General features: G+C 52.9%; 14 protein-coding genes. 3 read left to right on the top strand and 11 right to left on the bottom strand.

Annotated features, from left to right (window positions below; genetic code table 11):
- Positions 1-104: 104 nt before the first annotated feature.
- Positions 105-1,580: a cobyric acid synthase gene (locus EJP87_RS02230; RefSeq protein ID WP_130470236.1), complete on the top strand. Its 1,476-nt coding sequence runs from the start codon at positions 105-107 to the stop codon at positions 1,578-1,580.
- Positions 1,581-1,635: 55 nt separating this feature from the next.
- On the opposite strand, the gene EJP87_RS02225 is transcribed toward EJP87_RS02230, so the two are convergent.
- Genes EJP87_RS02225 through EJP87_RS02200 form a run of 6 tightly spaced genes read right to left on the bottom strand, consistent with a single transcriptional unit; the run spans position 1,636 to position 8,202 of the window.
- Complete coding sequence (locus EJP87_RS02225; RefSeq protein WP_130470235.1) at positions 1,636-2,040, bottom strand: bacteriohemerythrin; 405 nt, start codon at positions 2,038-2,040, stop codon at positions 1,636-1,638.
- 52 nt (positions 2,041-2,092) lie between these two features.
- Positions 2,093-2,506, bottom strand: coding sequence for a bacteriohemerythrin (locus EJP87_RS02220; protein ID WP_130470234.1), 414 nt, complete (start codon positions 2,504-2,506; stop codon positions 2,093-2,095).
- A 45-nt stretch (positions 2,507-2,551) separates the two neighbouring features.
- Positions 2,552-5,122 carry a PAS-domain containing protein gene (locus tag EJP87_RS02215; RefSeq protein ID WP_130470233.1) on the bottom strand — a complete coding sequence of 857 codons (2,571 nt, stop codon included), beginning with the start codon at positions 5,120-5,122 and terminating at the stop codon, positions 2,552-2,554.
- A 1-nt stretch (position 5,123) separates the two neighbouring features.
- Positions 5,124-7,193, bottom strand: coding sequence for an HD domain-containing phosphohydrolase (locus EJP87_RS02210; protein WP_130470232.1), 2,070 nt, complete (start codon positions 7,191-7,193; stop codon positions 5,124-5,126).
- A gap of 43 nt (positions 7,194-7,236) precedes the next feature.
- Positions 7,237-7,617: a DUF1987 domain-containing protein gene (locus EJP87_RS02205; protein WP_130470231.1), complete on the bottom strand. Its 381-nt coding sequence runs from the start codon at positions 7,615-7,617 to the stop codon at positions 7,237-7,239.
- 24 nt (positions 7,618-7,641) lie between these two features.
- Complete coding sequence (locus EJP87_RS02200) at positions 7,642-8,202, bottom strand: SiaB family protein kinase (RefSeq protein WP_130470230.1); 561 nt, start codon at positions 8,200-8,202, stop codon at positions 7,642-7,644.
- A 293-nt stretch (positions 8,203-8,495) separates the two neighbouring features.
- Here EJP87_RS02200 and EJP87_RS02195 point away from each other — a divergent pair, with 293 nt between their 5' ends.
- Entirely contained in the window at positions 8,496-8,762 is a 267-nt protein-coding gene (locus EJP87_RS02195) for a hypothetical protein (protein ID WP_153188650.1), read from the top strand.
- On the opposite strand, the gene EJP87_RS02190 is transcribed toward EJP87_RS02195, so the two are convergent.
- The 5 genes from EJP87_RS02190 to EJP87_RS02170 all read right to left on the bottom strand — a co-directional run bounded on the left by EJP87_RS02190 (position 8,751) and on the right by EJP87_RS02170 (position 17,192).
- Positions 8,751-11,906 carry an efflux RND transporter permease subunit gene (locus tag EJP87_RS02190; protein WP_130470228.1) on the bottom strand — a complete coding sequence of 1,052 codons (3,156 nt, stop codon included), beginning with the start codon at positions 11,904-11,906 and terminating at the stop codon, positions 8,751-8,753. The genes EJP87_RS02195 and EJP87_RS02190 overlap by 12 nt on opposite strands.
- A 235-nt stretch (positions 11,907-12,141) precedes the next feature.
- Positions 12,142-13,857, bottom strand: a complete 1,716-nt coding sequence (locus tag EJP87_RS02185) for an Lcl C-terminal domain-containing protein (protein WP_130470227.1) — start codon at positions 13,855-13,857, stop codon at positions 12,142-12,144.
- A 10-nt stretch (positions 13,858-13,867) separates the two neighbouring features.
- Positions 13,868-15,163: a citrate synthase gene (gltA, locus tag EJP87_RS02180; RefSeq protein WP_130470226.1), complete on the bottom strand. Its 1,296-nt coding sequence runs from the start codon at positions 15,161-15,163 to the stop codon at positions 13,868-13,870.
- 96 nt (positions 15,164-15,259) lie between these two features.
- Positions 15,260-16,396 carry a cell division protein ZapE gene (gene zapE / locus EJP87_RS02175; RefSeq protein ID WP_130470225.1) on the bottom strand — a complete coding sequence of 379 codons (1,137 nt, stop codon included), beginning with the start codon at positions 16,394-16,396 and terminating at the stop codon, positions 15,260-15,262.
- 355 nt (positions 16,397-16,751) lie between these two features.
- Positions 16,752-17,192: a Cd(II)/Pb(II)-responsive transcriptional regulator gene (locus tag EJP87_RS02170; protein WP_130470224.1), complete on the bottom strand. Its 441-nt coding sequence runs from the start codon at positions 17,190-17,192 to the stop codon at positions 16,752-16,754.
- Positions 17,193-17,292: 100 nt separating this feature from the next.
- On the opposite strand from EJP87_RS02170, the gene EJP87_RS02165 reads away from it, so the two are divergent.
- On the top strand, positions 17,293-19,518 hold the full coding sequence (locus tag EJP87_RS02165; protein ID WP_130470223.1) for a heavy metal translocating P-type ATPase: 2,226 nt from the start codon (positions 17,293-17,295) through the stop codon (positions 19,516-19,518).
- Positions 19,519-19,637 lie beyond the last annotated feature (119 nt).

Below are 19,637 nucleotides of genomic sequence, written 5' to 3'. Positions count from 1 at the left end.
TCCCTTGGAAAAATACCATCCGCTACAGGATGACATTATCGCAATGCCCGGTTAAAATAAAGCACAATCTCACGTTGCTTCTCTTTAGATCCAAAAAAATACTCATGACTGCATTAAGCATAATGATTCAAGGAACCACCTCTTCGGCTGGAAAATCCTTTGTTACCGCCGCCTTATGCCGTCTATTACAGCGCCAGGGCGTGCGGGTTGCTCCCTTCAAACCACAAAACATGTCGCTCAACAGCGCCGTCACCCCCGAAGGGGGTGAAATCGGACGTGCCCAAGCCTGGCAGGCCCAAGCTGCCAGACTCCCCCCGCACACCGACATGAATCCTATCCTGCTTAAACCCAACTCCGATATTGGTACCCAGGTCATTGTCAACGGTCAGGCCATTGGCAACATGTTTGCCTCGCAATACCAGCAATTCAAAACCAGCGCCCTGCCTATTGTCTGTGCTGCCCACGCCCGTTTGGCTGCGCGCTTCGAGTTGATTGTGATTGAAGGGGCCGGTTCACCCGCCGAAATCAATCTGCGTGCAGGAGATATTGCCAATATGGGCTTTGCCGAAGCGATTGATTGCCCGGTCATCCTGGTTGCCGATATTGATCGTGGCGGAGTTTTTGCCCATCTGGTCGGTACTCTGGCCTTGCTTTCACCCTCGGAACAGGCACGGGTGATCGGTTTTATCATCAATAAATTTCGTGGCGACCTGACTCTGTTGCAACCGGGTATCGATTGGTTGGAACAGTATACCGGCAAACCGGTTTTGGCTGTCCTGCCTCTGCAACAGGGGCTGCTGCTGCCAGAGGAGGACAGCTTTTTTTCCCGTCGCAGCACGCGCAACACCAATAGCCAAAAGGGACGCATCGTGGTCCCACGCCTGCCCCGTTTCAGCAATCAAACCGATCTGGATCCTCTGCTGGCCCATCCCGAAGTGGAACTGCTGCTGGCCGAAGCAGGAGAGGCTCTTCCTGCCGCTGATCTGATTCTCCTGCCTGGCAGCAAAAGCGTGCGCGCTGATCTGGCTTGGCTGCGCCAGCAGGGCTGGGACAAGGCGCTGCAACGCCACCTCCGCTATGGCGGAAAAGTTCTCGGTCTGTGTGGCGGCTTGCAGATGCTGGGACAATGGCTGCATGATCCGCTCGGTTTGGAAGGCAGTCCAGGCTCTAGTCCTGGTCTGGGATGGTTGGCCCTGCACACCACACTCTCGGCACACAAAACCCTCAGCCAACATCAGGGACGCCTCTGCCTTCCCGGAGAGCCTCTGGTGAGTGGTTATGAAATTCATATGGGAGTATCATCTGGGGAGGCGTTGCGGCAACCCGCAGTGCGCCTCGATAACGGCGATAGCGATGGGGCCATCAGCGCCGACGGTCAAGTGCTGGGCAGTTATCTGCATGGCCTGTTGGATCAGCCAGAGGCACTGACTGCCATCCTCCACTGGGCTGGCATCCACGCAACCCCTTTTGACCTGCAAAAAGAGCAGGAAAAGAGTTTGGAAAGCATGGCCGATATGCTGCAACACCATCTGCAACCGGGATTGCTGCAGCAACTTTCAGGTCAGAAATGCAGCAACTGATAGCCGTGGAAAACATTGCACAATGTTGACACAGCACAAAAGAGCAACAACCCTATCAGATACGCTCCGCCAAATATTCAGCCAACATTTTATCCACAATCAAAACATGGTTGAGCAACCAACCCTTCAGCAACTCCACCACTGTTTGCACCACCGGCAACCCCTCACTCTGCCAACGGCTTTGACAGGAAGTGGCCTCCTCGATCAACTGGGTATGCTGGCGTTTGTGGGCGATAAACTCAGGATAACGATAGCTCTGCATCAAGCGCTCTTCGTGGCGAAAATGCCAAGCAGTATAATTGACCAGCTCATTGAGTAAACCCGCAATTCTCTCCACAGACGCCTGTTCATTCAAGCCTGCAATCAAACCATTGAGTAAACCAACCAAACGCAGATGATCGTCATCAATCTCTGCCAAACCGACATGATAGCTGGCATCCCATTGCAATTGTTGTAGCATTTAATAATCTTTCACCTGCTTTTGGCACTGGCCGCTTTGCCTGCGCAATGGCTCACATATGTTCGGCAAGAAACTCTGCCATTTGCCGATCGGTCTGCATGACATGATGCAGCACCCACTCTTTGAGCAGATGCACCACGTCCATGGTCATATCCTGCTCACCGTCCAAAAATTTTTTCTGAAAAGCGGATGCCTCGCGAATCAAATCGGCATGTTCCCGTTTGTGTGCCACATAACCAGAAAAGCGATAGGTCTGCATCAAGCGCTCTTCATGACGAAAATGCCAAGCGGTATAATTGAGCAGATTTTCCAACACCACCGCCAGAGCTTCACGAGCCTGATGCGCAGTGATATTGATGGCCAATTCATTAAGCAATCCGATCAGTTTGCGATGGTCATCATCAATTTCAGCCACCCCAAGGGCGAGTGAATCATCCCAATATAATATATCTGTGGCCTCTTCCATAGTTTGCCTGGCCCCCTCTCTGTTGTCCTATGCTATTGTACGATGTTATGCCATCACCCCGCGAAAACCGATGACCGAAACATCATCACGTCGCTCCTCTTGACCTTGATAGTCAAGCAACGCCTGCTCGATCCGAGGGCCATGCTCAACCATGGGCAGAGGGCGCAGAGACGCCAACAGCTCCATAAAACGCGGTTTGCCAAAAGCCCGCCGTTTTTCGCCACCCAACTGGTCAATCAGACCATCCGAGCTCATATAGTAGCCCCACTCAGGATGCAATTCAACCACATGGGTCGCAAAGGTAACACGGCGAGGAACCCGTCGATAACCGATACCGCTGCGCTCCCCCTTGATCTCTTCCACGCTCTCTTCCTTGACCACAAACAGAGAAAAGCGCGCCCCGCTGAAGGTTAACTTGTGCTGATCACCTTGCAGAAAGCAAACACCCAATTCCAGTCCATCATCCGCTTCTCCCTCATCACGATCCTGCCCCAGGGCAAATTGCACCAGATTGTGCATACGCTGCAACAGGGTAGCAGTATCACCAGGAGGGGTCTCCAACAGGGCCTGATCCAGAGCTCCATTGGCGATCAAGGTCATGAAGGCTCCTGGTACGCCATGCCCGGTACAGTCAGCCAACAACAACAGAGTACCCGTCACCCAGGGCCGGTGCCAATACATATCGCCACCCACCACATCACGTGGACGCCAGAGCACAAAATGATCGGGAAACTCGGCGGACAACAACCAATCCGGAGCCAAAATGGAGCGTTGAATACGGCTGGCATAGAGTATACTGCTGGAGATCAGTTGCAGAGCTTTGCGCAGTTGTTTATCGGCCTCTTTGCGTTCGGTAATATCCACTTTGTTGGCCAAATAGTGGATCACCTGATTCTCTTGATTGCGGATCGGCGCAATGGTCAACGACTCCCAAAAGGGCTCCCCACTCTTCTTGCAATTGAGCAGCTCCCCGCTCCATGCCTCACCCTTATGCAAAGCCTGCCACATCTCCTGATAGATCTCTGTCGGCGTTTTACCGGAACGCAGCATCCCCGCCGGTTGTCCCAACAGCTCTTCTGGTGTATACCCGCTGGTCTGACAAAAAGCAGGATTGACATACTCCATGCGTGCCTGGGGATCGGTGATAACAATCGCCACCGGGCTCTGTTCCACAGCGCTGGAGAGCGTGCGAATCTGCTGTTCCGAACGCCGGCGACGGGTAATATCGGAATAGGTGCTGACAAAACCACCACCCGGCAATGGCCCACCTTTGATCTCTAAAATGGTGCCATTGGGACGCATACGCTCAAACTGATGGGGATACCTCTCCTCCAACACCCCCATCTTTTGTTGAAAAATCTGTTCGGGATCTCCAGGACCAAACTCCTGGCGCATGACATAATAACGCAACAGCTCCTGGAAATTGCTGCCGGGTTGCAACAAATGGTCCGGCACCTCCAGCAACTCCTTGAAACGATAGTTGCATAAAATCAACTGCAAATTACTATCATAAGCGACCAACCCCTGCTGCAGATTGCCGATCACTGTCTCCAGCAAAAGCATCTTGTCGGCCAGTTGATTTTGCAGTTGCAATCTGGCTTGCGTCTCCAGTTGCCGGCCATGAAAATTTTGCCAAGCCATCCAAGCAGCACTGAACAATAATAAACTCAGAGCAAAAGAGAACAAAAAAACCTGCCACTGTTGCCGTGTCGATAACCTGTCAGTCAACTCTTCCAACAGCACCAACTTCCATGCTCCCAAGGGATCATGCCACTCAATGGAGGTCTGGGCCAGAGCATATTCCTGGTCGGCAATCTGAATCCATTCGCTGTTGAGATCCATCGCCAATGGTTGCGGCATCTGTTGCTCAAACTGCTTGCCAAATTGTCGTGCCTGCTTTAACTCCTGCCAAATTTCCGCATTCATGGCTCCAACAAAACGAAACAGATATTCCTCTTTGTTGGCGGCAAACACCACCCCTTGTGGCGATAAGAGCAGACGCTCCATGTTGCCACTGCTTAACCAGCGATCCACCGCATCCGGCCTGACCTTGATCACCACCACCCCAATCACAGGGGAATGATGGCTCGCTGCTGCATAGACCGGTGCAGCAAAATAAAAACCACGTTTGTTATTGGTCGTCCCCACTGCTGCATAGACGCTCGGTTTGCCATGAATCGCCTGGCGAAAATAGGGACGAAAAGCAATATTATTCCCCGTTCCTGATTTCCCCCCCTCTGCCATTGTCTGATAGGCAACAATAATCCCACTGGCATTGGCTACAAAGACATCTTCCGCCTCATACTCTTCCAACATGGAGCGCAACAGGCTCAACACCTCTGGGGCATCGACAGGCAACTGTTCTGCAGCCATCTTTTTGATGGCATCGTTGATGATACCCATCAAAATCGCCCCACCCATCACCCGACTGTTGATGGTCAACCCTTCCAGTTTGCTTTTGTACTCCACCATCGCATCCTGCAGATCCTCATGCAGTTGATGGCGCACCGACAGCTCATACTGGTACAAGACCCCCCAGGCGCTCAGCAAAGAACTGAGCACAACCAGCAACCAGGAGAGAGTGCTGCGCAGGGAGATGCGCCCCAACCTGACCATCTTAATCAAACTCACTCAAATAGCGGGAAATATCATCTGTATCCAACTGTTTGGGCATCAGGAAGCGCTCCGCATACTCTCGCCAAACCCCACTGGATAAAAACAGATCAAACAGCTCGGCATCAAGATGTTGACTGTCGCGCATAAAGCTCATAATGCGTAATGCTTCACTCAAGGTTTTCGGCTTTTTGTAAGGACGATCTGCCGCTGTCAGTGCCTCAAAAATATCGGCAATCGCCAAAATGCGGGCCGGAATCGACATATCCTTTTTATGCAACTGTCGCGGATAGCCTTTGCCATCCATTGTTTCATGATGGCACCCCGCAAATTCTGGAACCCGCGACAGATGGGGGGGGAAAGGCAACTGCTCCAGCATAATAATGGTCTGGATCACATGTTCATTGACCTTGAAACGCTCTTCATCGGTCAAAGTGCCACGCGCAATGCGCAGATTATAGATCTCTCCCAGGTTGTATAAATGCTTGGGTGGGGCCAAGGTGATCCCATAGACCAGCAAATCCTTGCTGACCTGTTTGTCGTTGCGGGGAATAACCTGCTCCGGTTTATCGCACAACAGATGCTCCTGGGCAGGCAGAGGCGTTACAGCGATTTTGGCCAGACGCTGCAATTCGGCATGCGACAGGCCAAGACGGTCATTAAAATGCCGCGTCCAGCGCAATTGGGCAATCTGCTCCAGACGCACAAGACGTTCGGGAGCCATAAACTCGCCGCCCACATTGCACTCAGCAACAAAAGCAAAATCATCCTCCAACTGCCGACACTCCTCCTGAAAGCGACGGCGCAGACTCTCTTCCTCTGCCGGGTTGTGAATGATTCCCTCCAGACAGGCAATCAAACGATCCCGGCGCAACACCTCAAAGCGGGTGCGAATCTCATGAATCCGATTATAGATGGTCTCCAGTTTGGTTGCCTTGTCCACCACATATTCTGGTGTCGTCATTTTTCCGCAGTCGTGCATCCATGCTGCCAAACGAAAGGCACGCCACTCTTCATTGCTCATCTCAAAATCAGCAAACGGACCCTCTTCTGCCGCACAGGCCGCCTGCGCCAATCCCATGCAAATCTCTGGCACCCGTTCACAATGACCGCCGGTATAGGGAGATTTATAGTCAATGGCGGTTGCCGTCAATTGAATGATCGATTCCAACAGGCGCTCTTGCGCCTCGGCAAGATTTTTATTCTCCATGGCCACCGCAGCCTGGGCAGCCAGAGCCTCGACAAAACCGATCACCTCTTCGGAGAAGGAGATCACCCGCCCGCTTTGCGGCTTGCGCGCATTGATCAATACCAAAACCCCGATCACCTCACCCTGACGCGGCTTGAGCGGAACCGCCAACAAGGAAACAGAGCGGTATTGGTGCTCACGATCAAACCGGTGCAATTCGGTAAATTGATATTCTGTCGATTCATAACAGTTGTCTATCTGCACGGTACGCTTGGTTAATGCTGCATGCACCATCGGGTTGAAATAGTTGGGCAATCCGCTCTGCGGGTCGCGCATCGGCAAGGGCGGTTCACTGACCTCATCATCCGTGGCACGATTAAAACGCAGCTCCAAGGTATCCACCGACAAAATCTCTGGACAAAGCTGCTCCTCGGCAGTGCGTACCAACAATATTCCACCATCTGCCGTCGCCAACTCCTTGGCCCCCTGCAGAATCATCTCCATAAATCGCGCCTGATTGCGCTCCATGGAGAGGGCAATGCCCAGCCCCACCAGGCGATGCAAACGTCCCTGGGAGGTGACCAGCTCCTTGGTGCGCTCCTTGACCCGCTCTTCTAAAGTCTCGGCATGCAGTGCCAGCTTGTAATGCGCCTTTTCCAGTTCGGCTTGTTGGGTCTTGATCTTTTCATTGGCCAGCTTTAGCACCTCATCACTGCGGTCGCTCATGCGCACCAGGCGCCGCGACACCTTGAACAGGCGTTTATAATCTTCAAGAAGGTGCGCAAAAGCAGCAGAATAGTCCTGCCCCTCCTCTTTTTTGGCCAGCAACATTTCAGCCTGATCAATCACCGTTTGTTCTGGCTGAAAAGTATCATAATCCAGCATAGGGCCTCACTGATTGTACAAAGCCACACAATGGCAAAAGGGTCTAGTCCTTCGCCACCATGCGAAAAGTGGCATGGGAAACATCCTCACCAAACTCCTCACCCAACTCTTCCATGTTGGCATCATCCGCTTCATAGTGCCATTGAATCTCTACCTGATTTTTTTCTGCCGCCTCGTCCAACAGATCAAACAGGCCGATCAAAACCTTGGCACTGCTGCTGTTAAAATAGATCAGCTCAAAATGAAATTCGATAGAGGCGCCCTGCAGTTGCCCGACATGCGCTGCCAAAGATCTGACTTTTGGACCATAAAATTCGGCCACATCCTCAGGATAGGATTCACCGCGGATGGCAAAATGGTTGCGTGCAAAGTCAAAATGAATCTCTGGAGTACGCTCTGTCGCTTCGACGTGAATAGTTTCCATGGCTTGCTTTCCTCATTACACTGACTAAATAAAGGCCTTCAGACAAAAATAGGCGTACTCTTCGTTGACATCATGAAAATCAAATTGAAAGCCATGCGTCGCCTGTCTGGCGATATCGACAAACCCTACCCCCGCTCCCTTGCTCCCTTCTGGAGTGGCTCCGCGCAATACCTCCTTGTAAAAGGCTTTAAGTTGTTCCCGGTCCATGCTTTGAATTTTTGTCAAATTGCCGCGCAACCGCTCCACATCCTGACGGGCAATCATGTTGGCACAAGAGACAAAATGGCGTCCTTCCTTCTGTCCGATGGTCAACAAACCATAACGCAACTCCACATCCGCTTGCCCATCGCCTCGTTCAATGGGCTCCACCTCCGAGGAGTAGCGAATCACATTTTGTACCTGTTCAACAAACAAAGTGAAGACACCTCGGGCAATATTTTTGTCTGTTTTGTCCAAAGCCATCTTTTGTTTGAGTGTATTACCGATACTGGAGAGGATCTCCTCAGTCATATAGCCGCTGTAACAGAACAAGATCCCCTCCTGAAACAACAGCTCACGAAAATGCAACACCTGTTTGGCCAACATCCCGCTTCTCCTTCACCCAGATTCCACCACCCTGCTGATCACTCTCCCTGACAATACAGTACACTATGTCACAGGAGATTGACCAGGAGAGAGTGTTTCAGGGCAATCGCATTTGCCAATTTCCTCACTGTTGCCACAAGCGAAACTGTGCATGTCGGGCGTCCACCCTCCCAAAAAGTGCCCCTGCGGGGCACAAATCTGTGCGGCGTACACGAACAGGAGGAGATAACCTCCTCCTGGACCTCCATAATAATTTTCTGATTTTTAAATGCGCTTGCCCTGGAGAGTGTTTCGTGATTGACAAACAGGGGGATTCTTTTTTATACACCGATGCCACAGCCTGCCAACAAACAGTTTATCCCAGGAGCATAGCCATGGCCGATCATCCGCAAGAAGGGTTGCTGAGCGCTACACAATTTGCCAAAGAGTGTGGTCTTTCCGAAGCAAAGGTCAAAAAACTCATCAAAGATTTGGATCTGCAACCCACAGCCAAAAAAGGAATTTGCAACCTCTATTCTCGGGAATCATTGGCTCCAGTCAAAGAAAAATTATTTCCCTGAGGAGTCTGCACTTGCTGGGATCAAAGTGGAATTTTTCTGCAGAAACCAGCCTTTGATCTCGGCATAGACCGCCGGAATCACCAATAAAGTCAACACAGTCGAGGAGATCATGCCGCCTACCATTGGCGCAGCAATACGGCGCATCACCTCGGAGCCTGTTCCTGTGCTCCACATGATCGGCAACAGTCCAGCCATGATGGCCACCACGGTCATCATTTTTGGACGTACCCGCTCTACTGCACCCTCCATAATCGCCGCATGCAAATCAATCTGCTGGAACGGCTGACCTGCCGCATGACAGTGCCGCAATCTCTCCTGCAATGCCCCATCCAGATAGATCAACATTACCACCCCAGTCTCTGCTGCCACCCCAGCCAAGGCAATAAAACCCACCGCCACCGCCACACTGAGATTAAACTGCAACCAATCCATCAGCCAAATCCCTCCCACCAGGGCAAATGGCAAGGAGAGCATGACAATCCAGGTCTCGGTCATACGACCAAAATTGAGATAGAGCAATATTAAAATAATAAATAAGGTCAACGGCACCACCACCTGCAGGCGCGCTTTGGCCCGCTCCATATATTCAAACTGCCCGCTCCACTGCAAAGAGGTGCCAGCAGGCATGATCACCTGTTGTTGCACCGCCTGGCGTGCCTCCTCGACAAAGCTGCCAATATCCCGATCACGAATATCAATATAGATATATACCGCCAACAAGGCATTTTCAGTACGGATGGTGGCCGGTCCCTGCTCCAGACGGATTGCCGCCACCTGCCCCAACGGCAATTGCATACCGCTTTCAGTACGCAACAAAACTCTGCGCGCAATACTCTCCGGGTCGGAACGAAAATCACGTGGATAACGCACATTGACCGAAAAACGTTCGCGTCCCTCGACCGTAGTGGTCACCGTTTCGCCACCCAACGCCGTCAATATCACCTCCTGCAGTTCGGCAATGCTCAAACCGTAGCGAGCCAACAAATCACGATCCGGCTCAATGGTCAAATAATAGCCCCCGCCGACCCGTTCGGCATAGGCACTGGTGGTTCCCGGCACCTGTTTGACCACGGTTTCAATTTGCCGAGCCACCTCTTCCAAAGCCTGCAACTGCTTGCCAAAGACCTTCACCCCCACCGGCGTGCGAATCCCGGTCGATAGCATATCGATGCGCGCTTTCATCGGCATGGTCCAGGCATTGCTGACCCCCGGCATCTGCAAGGCTGCATCCAGTTCTGCAACCAACTGCTCTTGGGTCAAGCCAGGACGCCACTCCTCCACCGGTTTCAAATTGATCAACGTCTCAAACATTTCGGTCGGAGCCGGATCGGTAGCGGTAGCCGCACGTCCCGCCTTACCCAAGACAGACTCTACCTCTGGAAAGCTTTTGATGATCTTATCCTGGGTTTGCAACAGCTCTTCCGCCTTGCTCATCGATAATCCTGGAAGGGTTGTAGGCATAAACAGCAAGGTACCCTCATTAAGGTTGGGCATAAACTCGCTGCCCAGACGCTGTGCCACCGGCACAGTCGCCACCATCAACAACAGCGCCAAGAGAATCACACTTTTACGAAAGCGCAACACCAGTTTGATGAGCGGGCGATAGAGCCAAATCAACAGACGGTTGAGAGGATTTTTTGCCTCTGGAATGATTTTTCCGCGCACAAACAAGATCATCAACACCGGGACCAGGGTGATTGATAATAATGCCGCCCCACCCATGGCAAAAGTTTTGGTAAAGGCCAACGGTTTGAACAGACGTCCCTCTTGCGCCTCCAAGGCAAACACCGGTAAAAAAGAGACGGTGATAATCAACAAACTGAAAAAGAGAGGCGGCCCCACTTCACTGGCGGCAGTCAGCAACAACTGTTTGCGATCCACACCAGGTGGAGCCCGTTCCAAATGCTTATGGGCATTTTCGATCATCACAATCGCTGCATCGACCATCGCCCCCACAGCAATGGCAATCCCACCCAGACTCATAATATTGGAGGTCATCCCCAACCATTGCATCAGCAGGACGGCAATCAACACCCCAACCGGCATAAGCAAAATAGCCACCAAAGCACTGCGTAAATGCAGCAAAAACAGGATACAAACCACTGCCACAATCAGACTCTCTTCCAGAAGAGTCTTTTCGAGCGTCTGTATCGCTCGACGAATCAATTGCGAACGGTCATAAAGGGCCACCACCTCGACACCTTCACCCAGTGCCCCAGCCAATTCGGCCAATTTGGCCTTGGTATTGTCGATTACCGCCAAGGCGTTCTGCCCATAACGCTGCAAAACAATGCCGCTGACCACCTCTCCTTCGCCATTGAGCTCCGCCAAGCCACGCCGTTCATCCGGCCCCAACTCCACACGGGCAATATCGCGCACCCGTATCGGAATACCCTTCTCCTCTTTCAAGACAATTTTTTCAATATCCTCGCTGCCGCGCAGATAACCGAGTCCACGCACCACATATTCGGTTTCCGCCATCTCCACCACCCGACCACCCACATCACGATTGCTCATGGCAATGGCCTGGGTAACCCGCGACAGGGGAATGTTGTAGGCCTGCAAGGCCTGTGGATCGACAACCACCTGATACTGCTGCACATAGCCGCCTACACTGGCCACCTCCGCCACCCCCTCTGCCTTGGCCAAATGGTAGCGCAGATACCAATCCTGCAGGGTACGCAACTCGGCCAAGGTACGATCCTTGGCCTGCAAAACATATTGAAACACCCAACCGACCCCGGTAGCATCGGGACCCAAGGTTGGACTGACCCCGGCAGGCAGGCGCCGTGCCGCAAAATTAAGATATTCCAAGACCCGGCTGCGCGCCCAATAGATATCGGTGCCATCCTCAAAAATCACATAGACAAAGGAGGCCCCAAAAAAGGAAAATCCCCGCACCAGTTTGGAACGAGGAACAGAGAGCATGGCCGTGGTCAAAGGGTAAGTGACCTGATCCTCTACAACCTGTGGTGCCTGTCCAGGATAGTCACTGTATAAAATCACCTGCACATCCGACAGATCGGGAATGGCATCCAAAGGCATTCGCAGCAAAGCATAGCTGCCCACAGCCAGCAACAGCAGCGTTGCCAACAACACCAACACCACATTGCGGCATGACCAACGAATCAGCAGAGCAATCATCGGTACAAACTCCCGAAAGCAGCAGAGCAATCAAGTCGAGGCCAGCGCAATGCACCTCTCGGCAAGCCCACATCTGGCACAGAGGAACCCGGTACAAACAACTTGGCGCTATTGCCTCACCATTGCTCCACCCGCAGTGTTGGGCAAAGCTGAACATACTGACAGCGCATCTTTTTGCGCCGGGCACAGCAAGTACAATCCGGCACAAGCGGCGCAAAAGATTCTTGCTTGACTCCTAACGCTCAGGGGAAGCAGGACGGGATTCGCTTTCACCACGTGGTGGCGGCGGAGAATCTCCCTCCACCCTCGGCGGCGGTGGCGGACGCATCTGTCCTTCAGCACGCGGCGGTGGTGACGAACGCATCTGTCCTTCAGCACGTGGCGGTGGTGGCGGACGGGAGTTCATCTCTGAACGCGGTGCAGGAGGACGCCCCTCTGGCTCCACTCGTGGCGGCGAAGGTGCAGCGCCTTCGGCTTCTGAACGCAGTGGAGGATTTTTATTGTTGACAGCGGCATCTGCTTCTGAGCGGGGAGCGGGATTTTTATGGTGCTGTGCAGCCGCTTTGCCGGCAGCAGCTTTGCCCTCAACCGGTGCCACCGGTCGCGGGGGAACCAGGGTTTCGCTGGGCAGATCATCCCCCTCCTCCTCCAGAATGCGCCGCACCTCTGGATAGCCTTTGCCATCGCGCACCGGCAACATCTCCGGTACCACTTTTTCTCCGCCCCGCACCAGACGGACCATATTGAGAATGCGCTGCACATCCCCTTGCGGTCCCTGGATCCGAGCTTCTCCCTCCTTGGGATCACTGCGCTGTGCTCCAGCGCCATGCACATCCATAAATTTGCCCTTCATCTGCCCCATGGCCCGGCCAAAAGCGACATAAACGGCAGCACGACCCGGTTGTGGGCCGTCCAGATGGGTTGTGGAGCTCCAGTAATAGGCAAAGTCACGTTTGCCCGCTTCGTTGCGAATCGGCGTAGAGTGAAAAATGGGATCAATGGCAGCGGAATTACTGGTTTCCGGGGAGCGGGTATAATCGACGATATATTGCAACTCTTTGGCACTGGGCAGACGCCAATCGCGAAAACCAGCCAATTGACTGTTGGCCGCATATTGCAAAGCATCGGCCCATTTCATCCCTTTGCCACTATCCTGCTGACTCCACATCAACCCAGAAGAGTGATCGGTAATGGTACCGTCGCCATTATCCTGAAATTGATTGAGACCATAGGGAGCACCACGGACAAAGCGTACATAAAAACGCTTTGCCTCTGCCTTTTTTCCGGGAGGCAGATAGCCATAACCCTTGAGCCGACCATCGGCAAAATTAACCCCAAAAATGGTCTTATCGCCACGCATGGTGGTGCTGACATAAGGGGTGCTGGAAAGCCATTGCGCATCTATATAACGCTCGCCAGCACGAATATTGCCATAGCGGAAGTTAAAATAATCAGTATTCAAAAAAGGAATGGCATTGGCTGGAACCCGTTTCATCTCGACATTGTCGATCTCAAAACCGGTATAACCGCGAAAATCAATCAAGGAATAGAGCTCCTTGATAGTCGGCACACGCCAATCGCTAAAACCACCGATGCGCAGTTGTTGCGCTTGTTGCTGCGCCTCCTCTGGAGTCAGTTTGCGGCTGTCTACCGCTCTGCTCCAGGTCAGATTTGTCATCAAATCAATGATAGTACCATCACCAGGATCACGATATTGCGCCGGTTTACCGGAGTGTTGCACATCCTGCCCATAGTAGGGTTCGCCTCGGCGGGGACAGGGAATCTCACTGCGATAGTTATAACAGTGATCCTGCCCAGTCCCCACCACAACAGAAGATGCTGCAAGAGCGGGGGAGATTTGACCCGCCACAGTGGCCGCACAACAGAGTGCTATTATTGAAGCAAGCCTATTGCCGCCAACCACCAATCGAGTGCTCCCCGCTCTACTCATCCACCTCTCCTCATCCTCTTTGCTCTGCATCCGGAACCGACCGGCGTTGATGTCCGACATACAACTGGCGCGGACGCCCGATACCTTCATCGGAAGAGATCATTTCGTTCCATTGGGTAATCCAACCAATGCAGCGCGATACAGCAAAAATCACCGTAAACATGTTGACCGGTATGCCCATGGCCGACAAAATCAGACCCGAATAAAAATCCACATTGGGATAGAGTTTTTTGCGGATAAAATATTCATCGCGCAAAGCAAACTCTTCCAACTCCAAGGCAATATGCAGCAATGGCTCATTGCCATATCCCACTTCGTTCAACACCTCATGCGCAGTCTGACGCAAAATTTTTGCCCGTGGATCATAATTTTTGTAGACCCGATGACCAAACCCCATCAAACGAAAAGGATCATTGGGATCCTTGGCCCGTTTGATAAACTCGGGAATGCGATCACACGATCCAATGGTGTGCAACATTTTCAAGACCGCTTCATTTGCCCCCCCATGTGCCGGTCCCCACAACGAACCAACCCCTGCAGAAATGGCCCCAAAGGGGTTGGCCTGTGACGATCCGGCCAAGCGTACCGTGGAGGTGGAGGCATTCTGTTCATGATCGGCATGCAAAATCATAATCCGATCCAAAGCTCTCGCCAAGGTGGGCGACACTTTATACTCTTCGCAAGGCACTGCAAAGAGCATATAGAGAAAGTTCTCGGCATAGCCCAGATCGTTGCGCGGATACATGAACGGCTGACCAGTATAATATTTATAAGCCGCCGCCGCTATGGTAGGCATTTTTGCGATAATCCGAAAGGCGGAAATCAAACGATGACGGGGATCACGAATATCCAACGAGTCATGATAGAAGGCGGAGAGGGCACCCACCACACCCAAAACAATAGCCATGGGATGGGCATCACGACGGTAACCATTATACAGTTTTAACAACTGTTCGTGCATCATGGTATGCTTTGCGACTGTTTTTTTGAACTCCAGCCCCTGCTTTTTGCTAGGCAGCTCGCCGTTGAGCAACAGATAACAGACCTCCAGATGGTCACACTTTTCCACCAACTCTTCGATGGGATAGCCGCGATACAACAAAACACCCTCTTCACCATCGATGAAGGTGATCCGACTTTGACAGGAGGCGGTAGAACGAAAGCCGGGATCATAGGTAAAAAGGTTCAACTCTTTGTAGAGGCTACTGATATCAACGACATCAGGCCCTTCACTACCGTGCATGATGGGAAAATCCACCTCACGGTTGGTGCGGTTGTCACGAATGGTGATCGTTTGTGCGGTCATAAGTCGCTCCTTCGCGGCTCAGGAGTGTGTAAAAAAACAAGCAACCTGCCAACACCTTGTGGGGGAGGCGTAACAACAATGATGCCAAGAATCGGGCTATTCGAGAGGAATCACCCCGGTCCGGCAAAGTTCGTGCACACGTGAGACCGCTCGCCGCCAGGCAAAAGCAATCTCATCGTTATAACAGATCTCTTCCAACGGAATCGCACTGTAGACCCGCAGCGGAATGCGCTGTTCGTAGAGCAGATCCACCAACACCACAAAGCGCATGGCAGTATCGGCATCCTCGCAACTCAAACGCGGCAGTGCACTGACAATCAAAATTTTTGCTTGTTTGCAGAGAGTAATGTATTCCGCTCTGCCCAACATACTGCTGCAGAGAGCGGTAAAGCCAAACCAGAACACCCCATCGGCCATCGCCAACACCGGGACCGGAGTATGTCGCAATATCAGGGTTGTATTTTCGGGCTGTCTGCTGGTCAAACGCAGAAAAAGCTGTTCCGGGCCAAGCAGCGTACAACCGCTGCGAATAGCCGCCTGGCGGCGCCAATCCTTGCCCTGGGTCAGTTCACAAACCAAAATGCGTTTTTTGATCAGGGCAATAAACGGTAAAACACTCCCTCGATTAAATCCGCCTTGAAAAAGATCATCGGGCGCCCAGTTGCTGGTGGCACAGACAGTCACACCACAAAGAAAGAGCGATTCCAGCAAACGACCCAACAATACACCATCGGCAATGGTAGTGATATAAAACTCGTCAAAACAGAGCAAGCGTGCTTGCGCGGCAATTTGACTGGCAATATAGAGCATCAGATCCACATTGGCCGGTGGTTCGGCCTGATGCAAGCGTTGATGCAGCTCCTCCATAAAAGGATGAAAATGGACGCGCCGTTTTTCGGCAATGGGCACGGCTTCAAAAATAAGCTGCATCAGATAGGATTTGCCGCGTCCCACATCACCATGCAGATAGATGCCACGCATGGTTGGTTGGCTCTCCAGCAGACCACGCCACACCTCCACTCCCCGCCAAACGGTGCGCTGCACAGGACGCATGAACTGGTTGACCACCTGATCAAGCAAAGGCAAAGCCTGTTCCTGAACCGGATCCCGTTCGATTTTTGCGGCAGAGAGAGCCTGCTGCCAGATCCGGCTGGGCAGTTGCGGAGTGGCGACAAGGTTTGTCCCTGTCTGGGCGCTGTTTTCTCCTCTTCCGGCTTGGTTTACTCCTGTCATGCTCTCCTCCCTTGGAGCAGTGCAATCATCCCAATCCTGACACCGGATTGCATATTATGAAACCCTAATATTATAACCGGATAATACTTACATTTATAAAAATAAATGATAGCCCCAAACCCCACCCTCTCATCGATGTGATTATAAACAAATACTCTGATGTGCCAACGCATTTTTTTGCAGCGCAGCAAAATTTTTCTTGTGTCGAAGCAGCAAAAATGGCAGTATGCTAAGACCGGAGGGGTTGGATATATTTGAAGCTGGAAGAGGGCAATCATACCGCTTTGCGCAAGCGGAATAGCTACTGGAACTGCGCCATCACTAATTGGCTATTTATCCCTGATATACATAAAATTTAAGCACACCCCTCCGGCAACGGATGGCATAAACAAGGCTCCCCCTTGGCTGCCTGATTGAGATTTTTCATAATTCCACACTCCCCGGCCTGCTGCCGATGTGCGCACTCCATGCGCAACAGATGCAACTGCTCCAACAAACTCTGCAGCCCACGCATCTGCTCCTGCACGCGGGCAATCTGCGTATCCAGAATCGCATTCACCCCTGCACAATCCCACTGCGGATGATAGCGAAAACGCAACAGCGCTTTGATCTCTGCCAACGGCATCCCCAAGGAGCGGCAATGGCGAATAAATTGCAACTCCTCCAGTTGCTGCCCCGTATAGCTGCGATAACCAGAGCCATCCCGCTGCGGTATGGTCAACAACCCCTCCTTCTCATAATAGCGTACCGTCTCCACCTCACAGCCGGTCCGTCGTGCCAATTCACCAATCCGCATTTTTCTTCTCCCTAAGCCATTTTTTGCTTGACCCTATAGCTACTTCAGGGTGTCTACTCGTTTATAATCCTTCTGACCCCTTTTTGACAGGACTCTTCTTATGGCCCAAGATGCCACCTCCTCCTGTTGTCGTCTGGCTACCTGTACCGCCACAACCAACAACAGCAACAGCTCTGTGGAGACTCTGGAGTCTGCGCAGAGCAGCGCTGACCGTTATGTTTTTCATATTGCCAACCTCTGTTGCAGCAGTGAAGAGGAGCTGATTCGCAACCAGTTGCGAAGCTGTACGGGAATCCGCCAACTGCATTTTGATTTTCTGCACAGACAGTTGACTGTCACCCACCAGGGAGGCAAACGCGAACAGATCCTGGCTGCCCTGCAAGCCATTGCCATGCCGGCCATTGAAAGGCAGAGCGCTGACCACCACACCTCTGCTCACCAGGAACCTCTCTTCACCTGGCAAAACAGCCTGCCCCTTGCGCTCTCTGGTACAGCGGCTCTGGCGGCTGAAGCGCTGGCCTGGAGTGGCAGTGATGAACAAAGCTGGCCCATTCGCCTGCTTGCCCTGTTTGCCATCGTCAGCGGCGGCCAAAACACCCTGCGCAAAGGCTGGCGCGCCCTGCGTCTCTTGACCCTCAATATCCATTTTTTGATGAGCCTGGCGGTAATCGGCGCCATCATCCTCGGTCAATGGCCGGAGGCCGCCATGGTGATCTTTCTCTTTGGCCTGGCAGAGCGAATCGAAGCCCAATCGTTGGCCAAGGCCCGCCGCGCCGTCAGCGAACTGCTGACCCTGGCCCCAGAAGAGGCCCTGCTGCAAATCTCCCCCAACCAGTGGCAACGCACTCCGGTCAAAGAGATCCAACCCGGGGCCATCATCCGCATCCTCCCCGGAGAACGTATCCCCCTGGACGGCATCGTCACCTCTGGCCACTCCAGTGTCAATCAAGCCCCCATCACCGGAGAGAGTCAGCCCGTAGAAAAACAGCCCGGTGATCCTTTGTATGCCGGAACCATCAATCAATATGGCGCTTTGCAGTGCCAGGTCAACGCCGATCGTGATCATACTACTCTGGCGCGCATCATCGCCACCATCCAGGAGGCTCAAGCGCAACGGGCCCCCATGCAACAATTTATTGATCGTTTTGCCCGTTATTATACGCCGGCTGTGGTGTTCTGCGCCCTGCTCTCCGCCCTGCTGACTCCCCTGCTCTCTGCACACACCTGGGAGTTTGCTCTGTATAATGCTCTGGTTCTCCTGGTTGTCGCCTGCCCATGCGCCCTGGTACTCTCCACCCCGGTCACCCTGGTCAGCGGCCTGACCGCCGCTGCCCGCCAAGGAATCTTGATCAAAGGGGGAGTCCATCTGGAAAATGGCTACCGCATGCAGGCCCTGGCTATCGATAAAACCGGCACCTTGACCAACGGCGCACTGACCCTGACCGATCTGCTCCCCTTGGACTCTCTCCCTGCTGCAGAGCTGCTGCGCCTGGCTGCCGCCATGGAAAGCCACTCCGAACATCCCCTGGCACAAGCCATCAGCAAAGCCTGGCAAGAAAAGGCTGCTCCCCTGCCCGACATCAGCCACTTTCGCGCCCTTCCCGGCAAGGGTGTCACCGCCCAAATCGAGCAACAAACCTATTATCTGGGTACCCCACGCTGGATCAGCTCCCTCTCTCTGGATCTCGCATCCTGTCAGCAGGCCATGCAGCAGTTGAGCGCACAAGCAAAAACAATAGTCATTCTTGCCCACGCCGAGACTCCCTTGGCCATTTTTGCCTTTGCCGATCAATTGCGAGTCCACAGCAAAGAGACTCTGCAGCAACTGCAGCAACAAAATATCGCTCTGGTTCTGCTGACCGGCGACAACCAGGCCACAGCCCAAGCCATCGCCCAGCAGACTCCTATTCAGCAGATCCATGCCGAATGTCTGCCGGAGCACAAGCGACAGATCATCCAACAACTGTTGCAAGAACATGCGCATGTCGGCATGGTTGGTGATGGCATCAACGATGCTCCGGCCATGGCCCAGGCCACGCTCTCTTTTGCCATGGGGCAAGGCACAGCAACTGCCATGGAGACAGCCGATGTGGTATTGATGCAAAATGATCTGCGCAAGCTGCCACTCTTTTTACGATTGAGTCGGGCGACCAACCGCATTTTGCGCCAGAATATCTTTCTGGCCCTTTTTCTCAAGGGAGGGGTTTTTGTTTTGGCTCTCTTTGGCCTGGCCAATCTGTGGCTGGCCCTCTTTGCCGATGTGGGTGCCAGTTTATTGGTGATTGCCAATGGTCTGCGCCTGTTGCGCAAGCCCCAGACAAGCTAAAGCGCATACGTAACTATTCAGGTTCGTGCTGGCTCGCCAGCTCTACCCCCATGGGGATGCTGTGCGAATTGGCGCAAAAATGCGCGCCAATCCGCACAGCTTGCTTCCATTAGGCGCGC

The sequence above is a fragment of the Candidatus Magnetaquicoccus inordinatus genome (assembly GCF_004217665.1).
GTDB lineage: Bacteria > Pseudomonadota > Magnetococcia > Magnetococcales > Magnetaquicoccaceae > Magnetaquicoccus > Magnetaquicoccus inordinatus.
The sequence above is the reverse complement of the archived record's forward strand: the minus strand, read 5'-3'. Positions and strand labels throughout refer to the sequence as shown.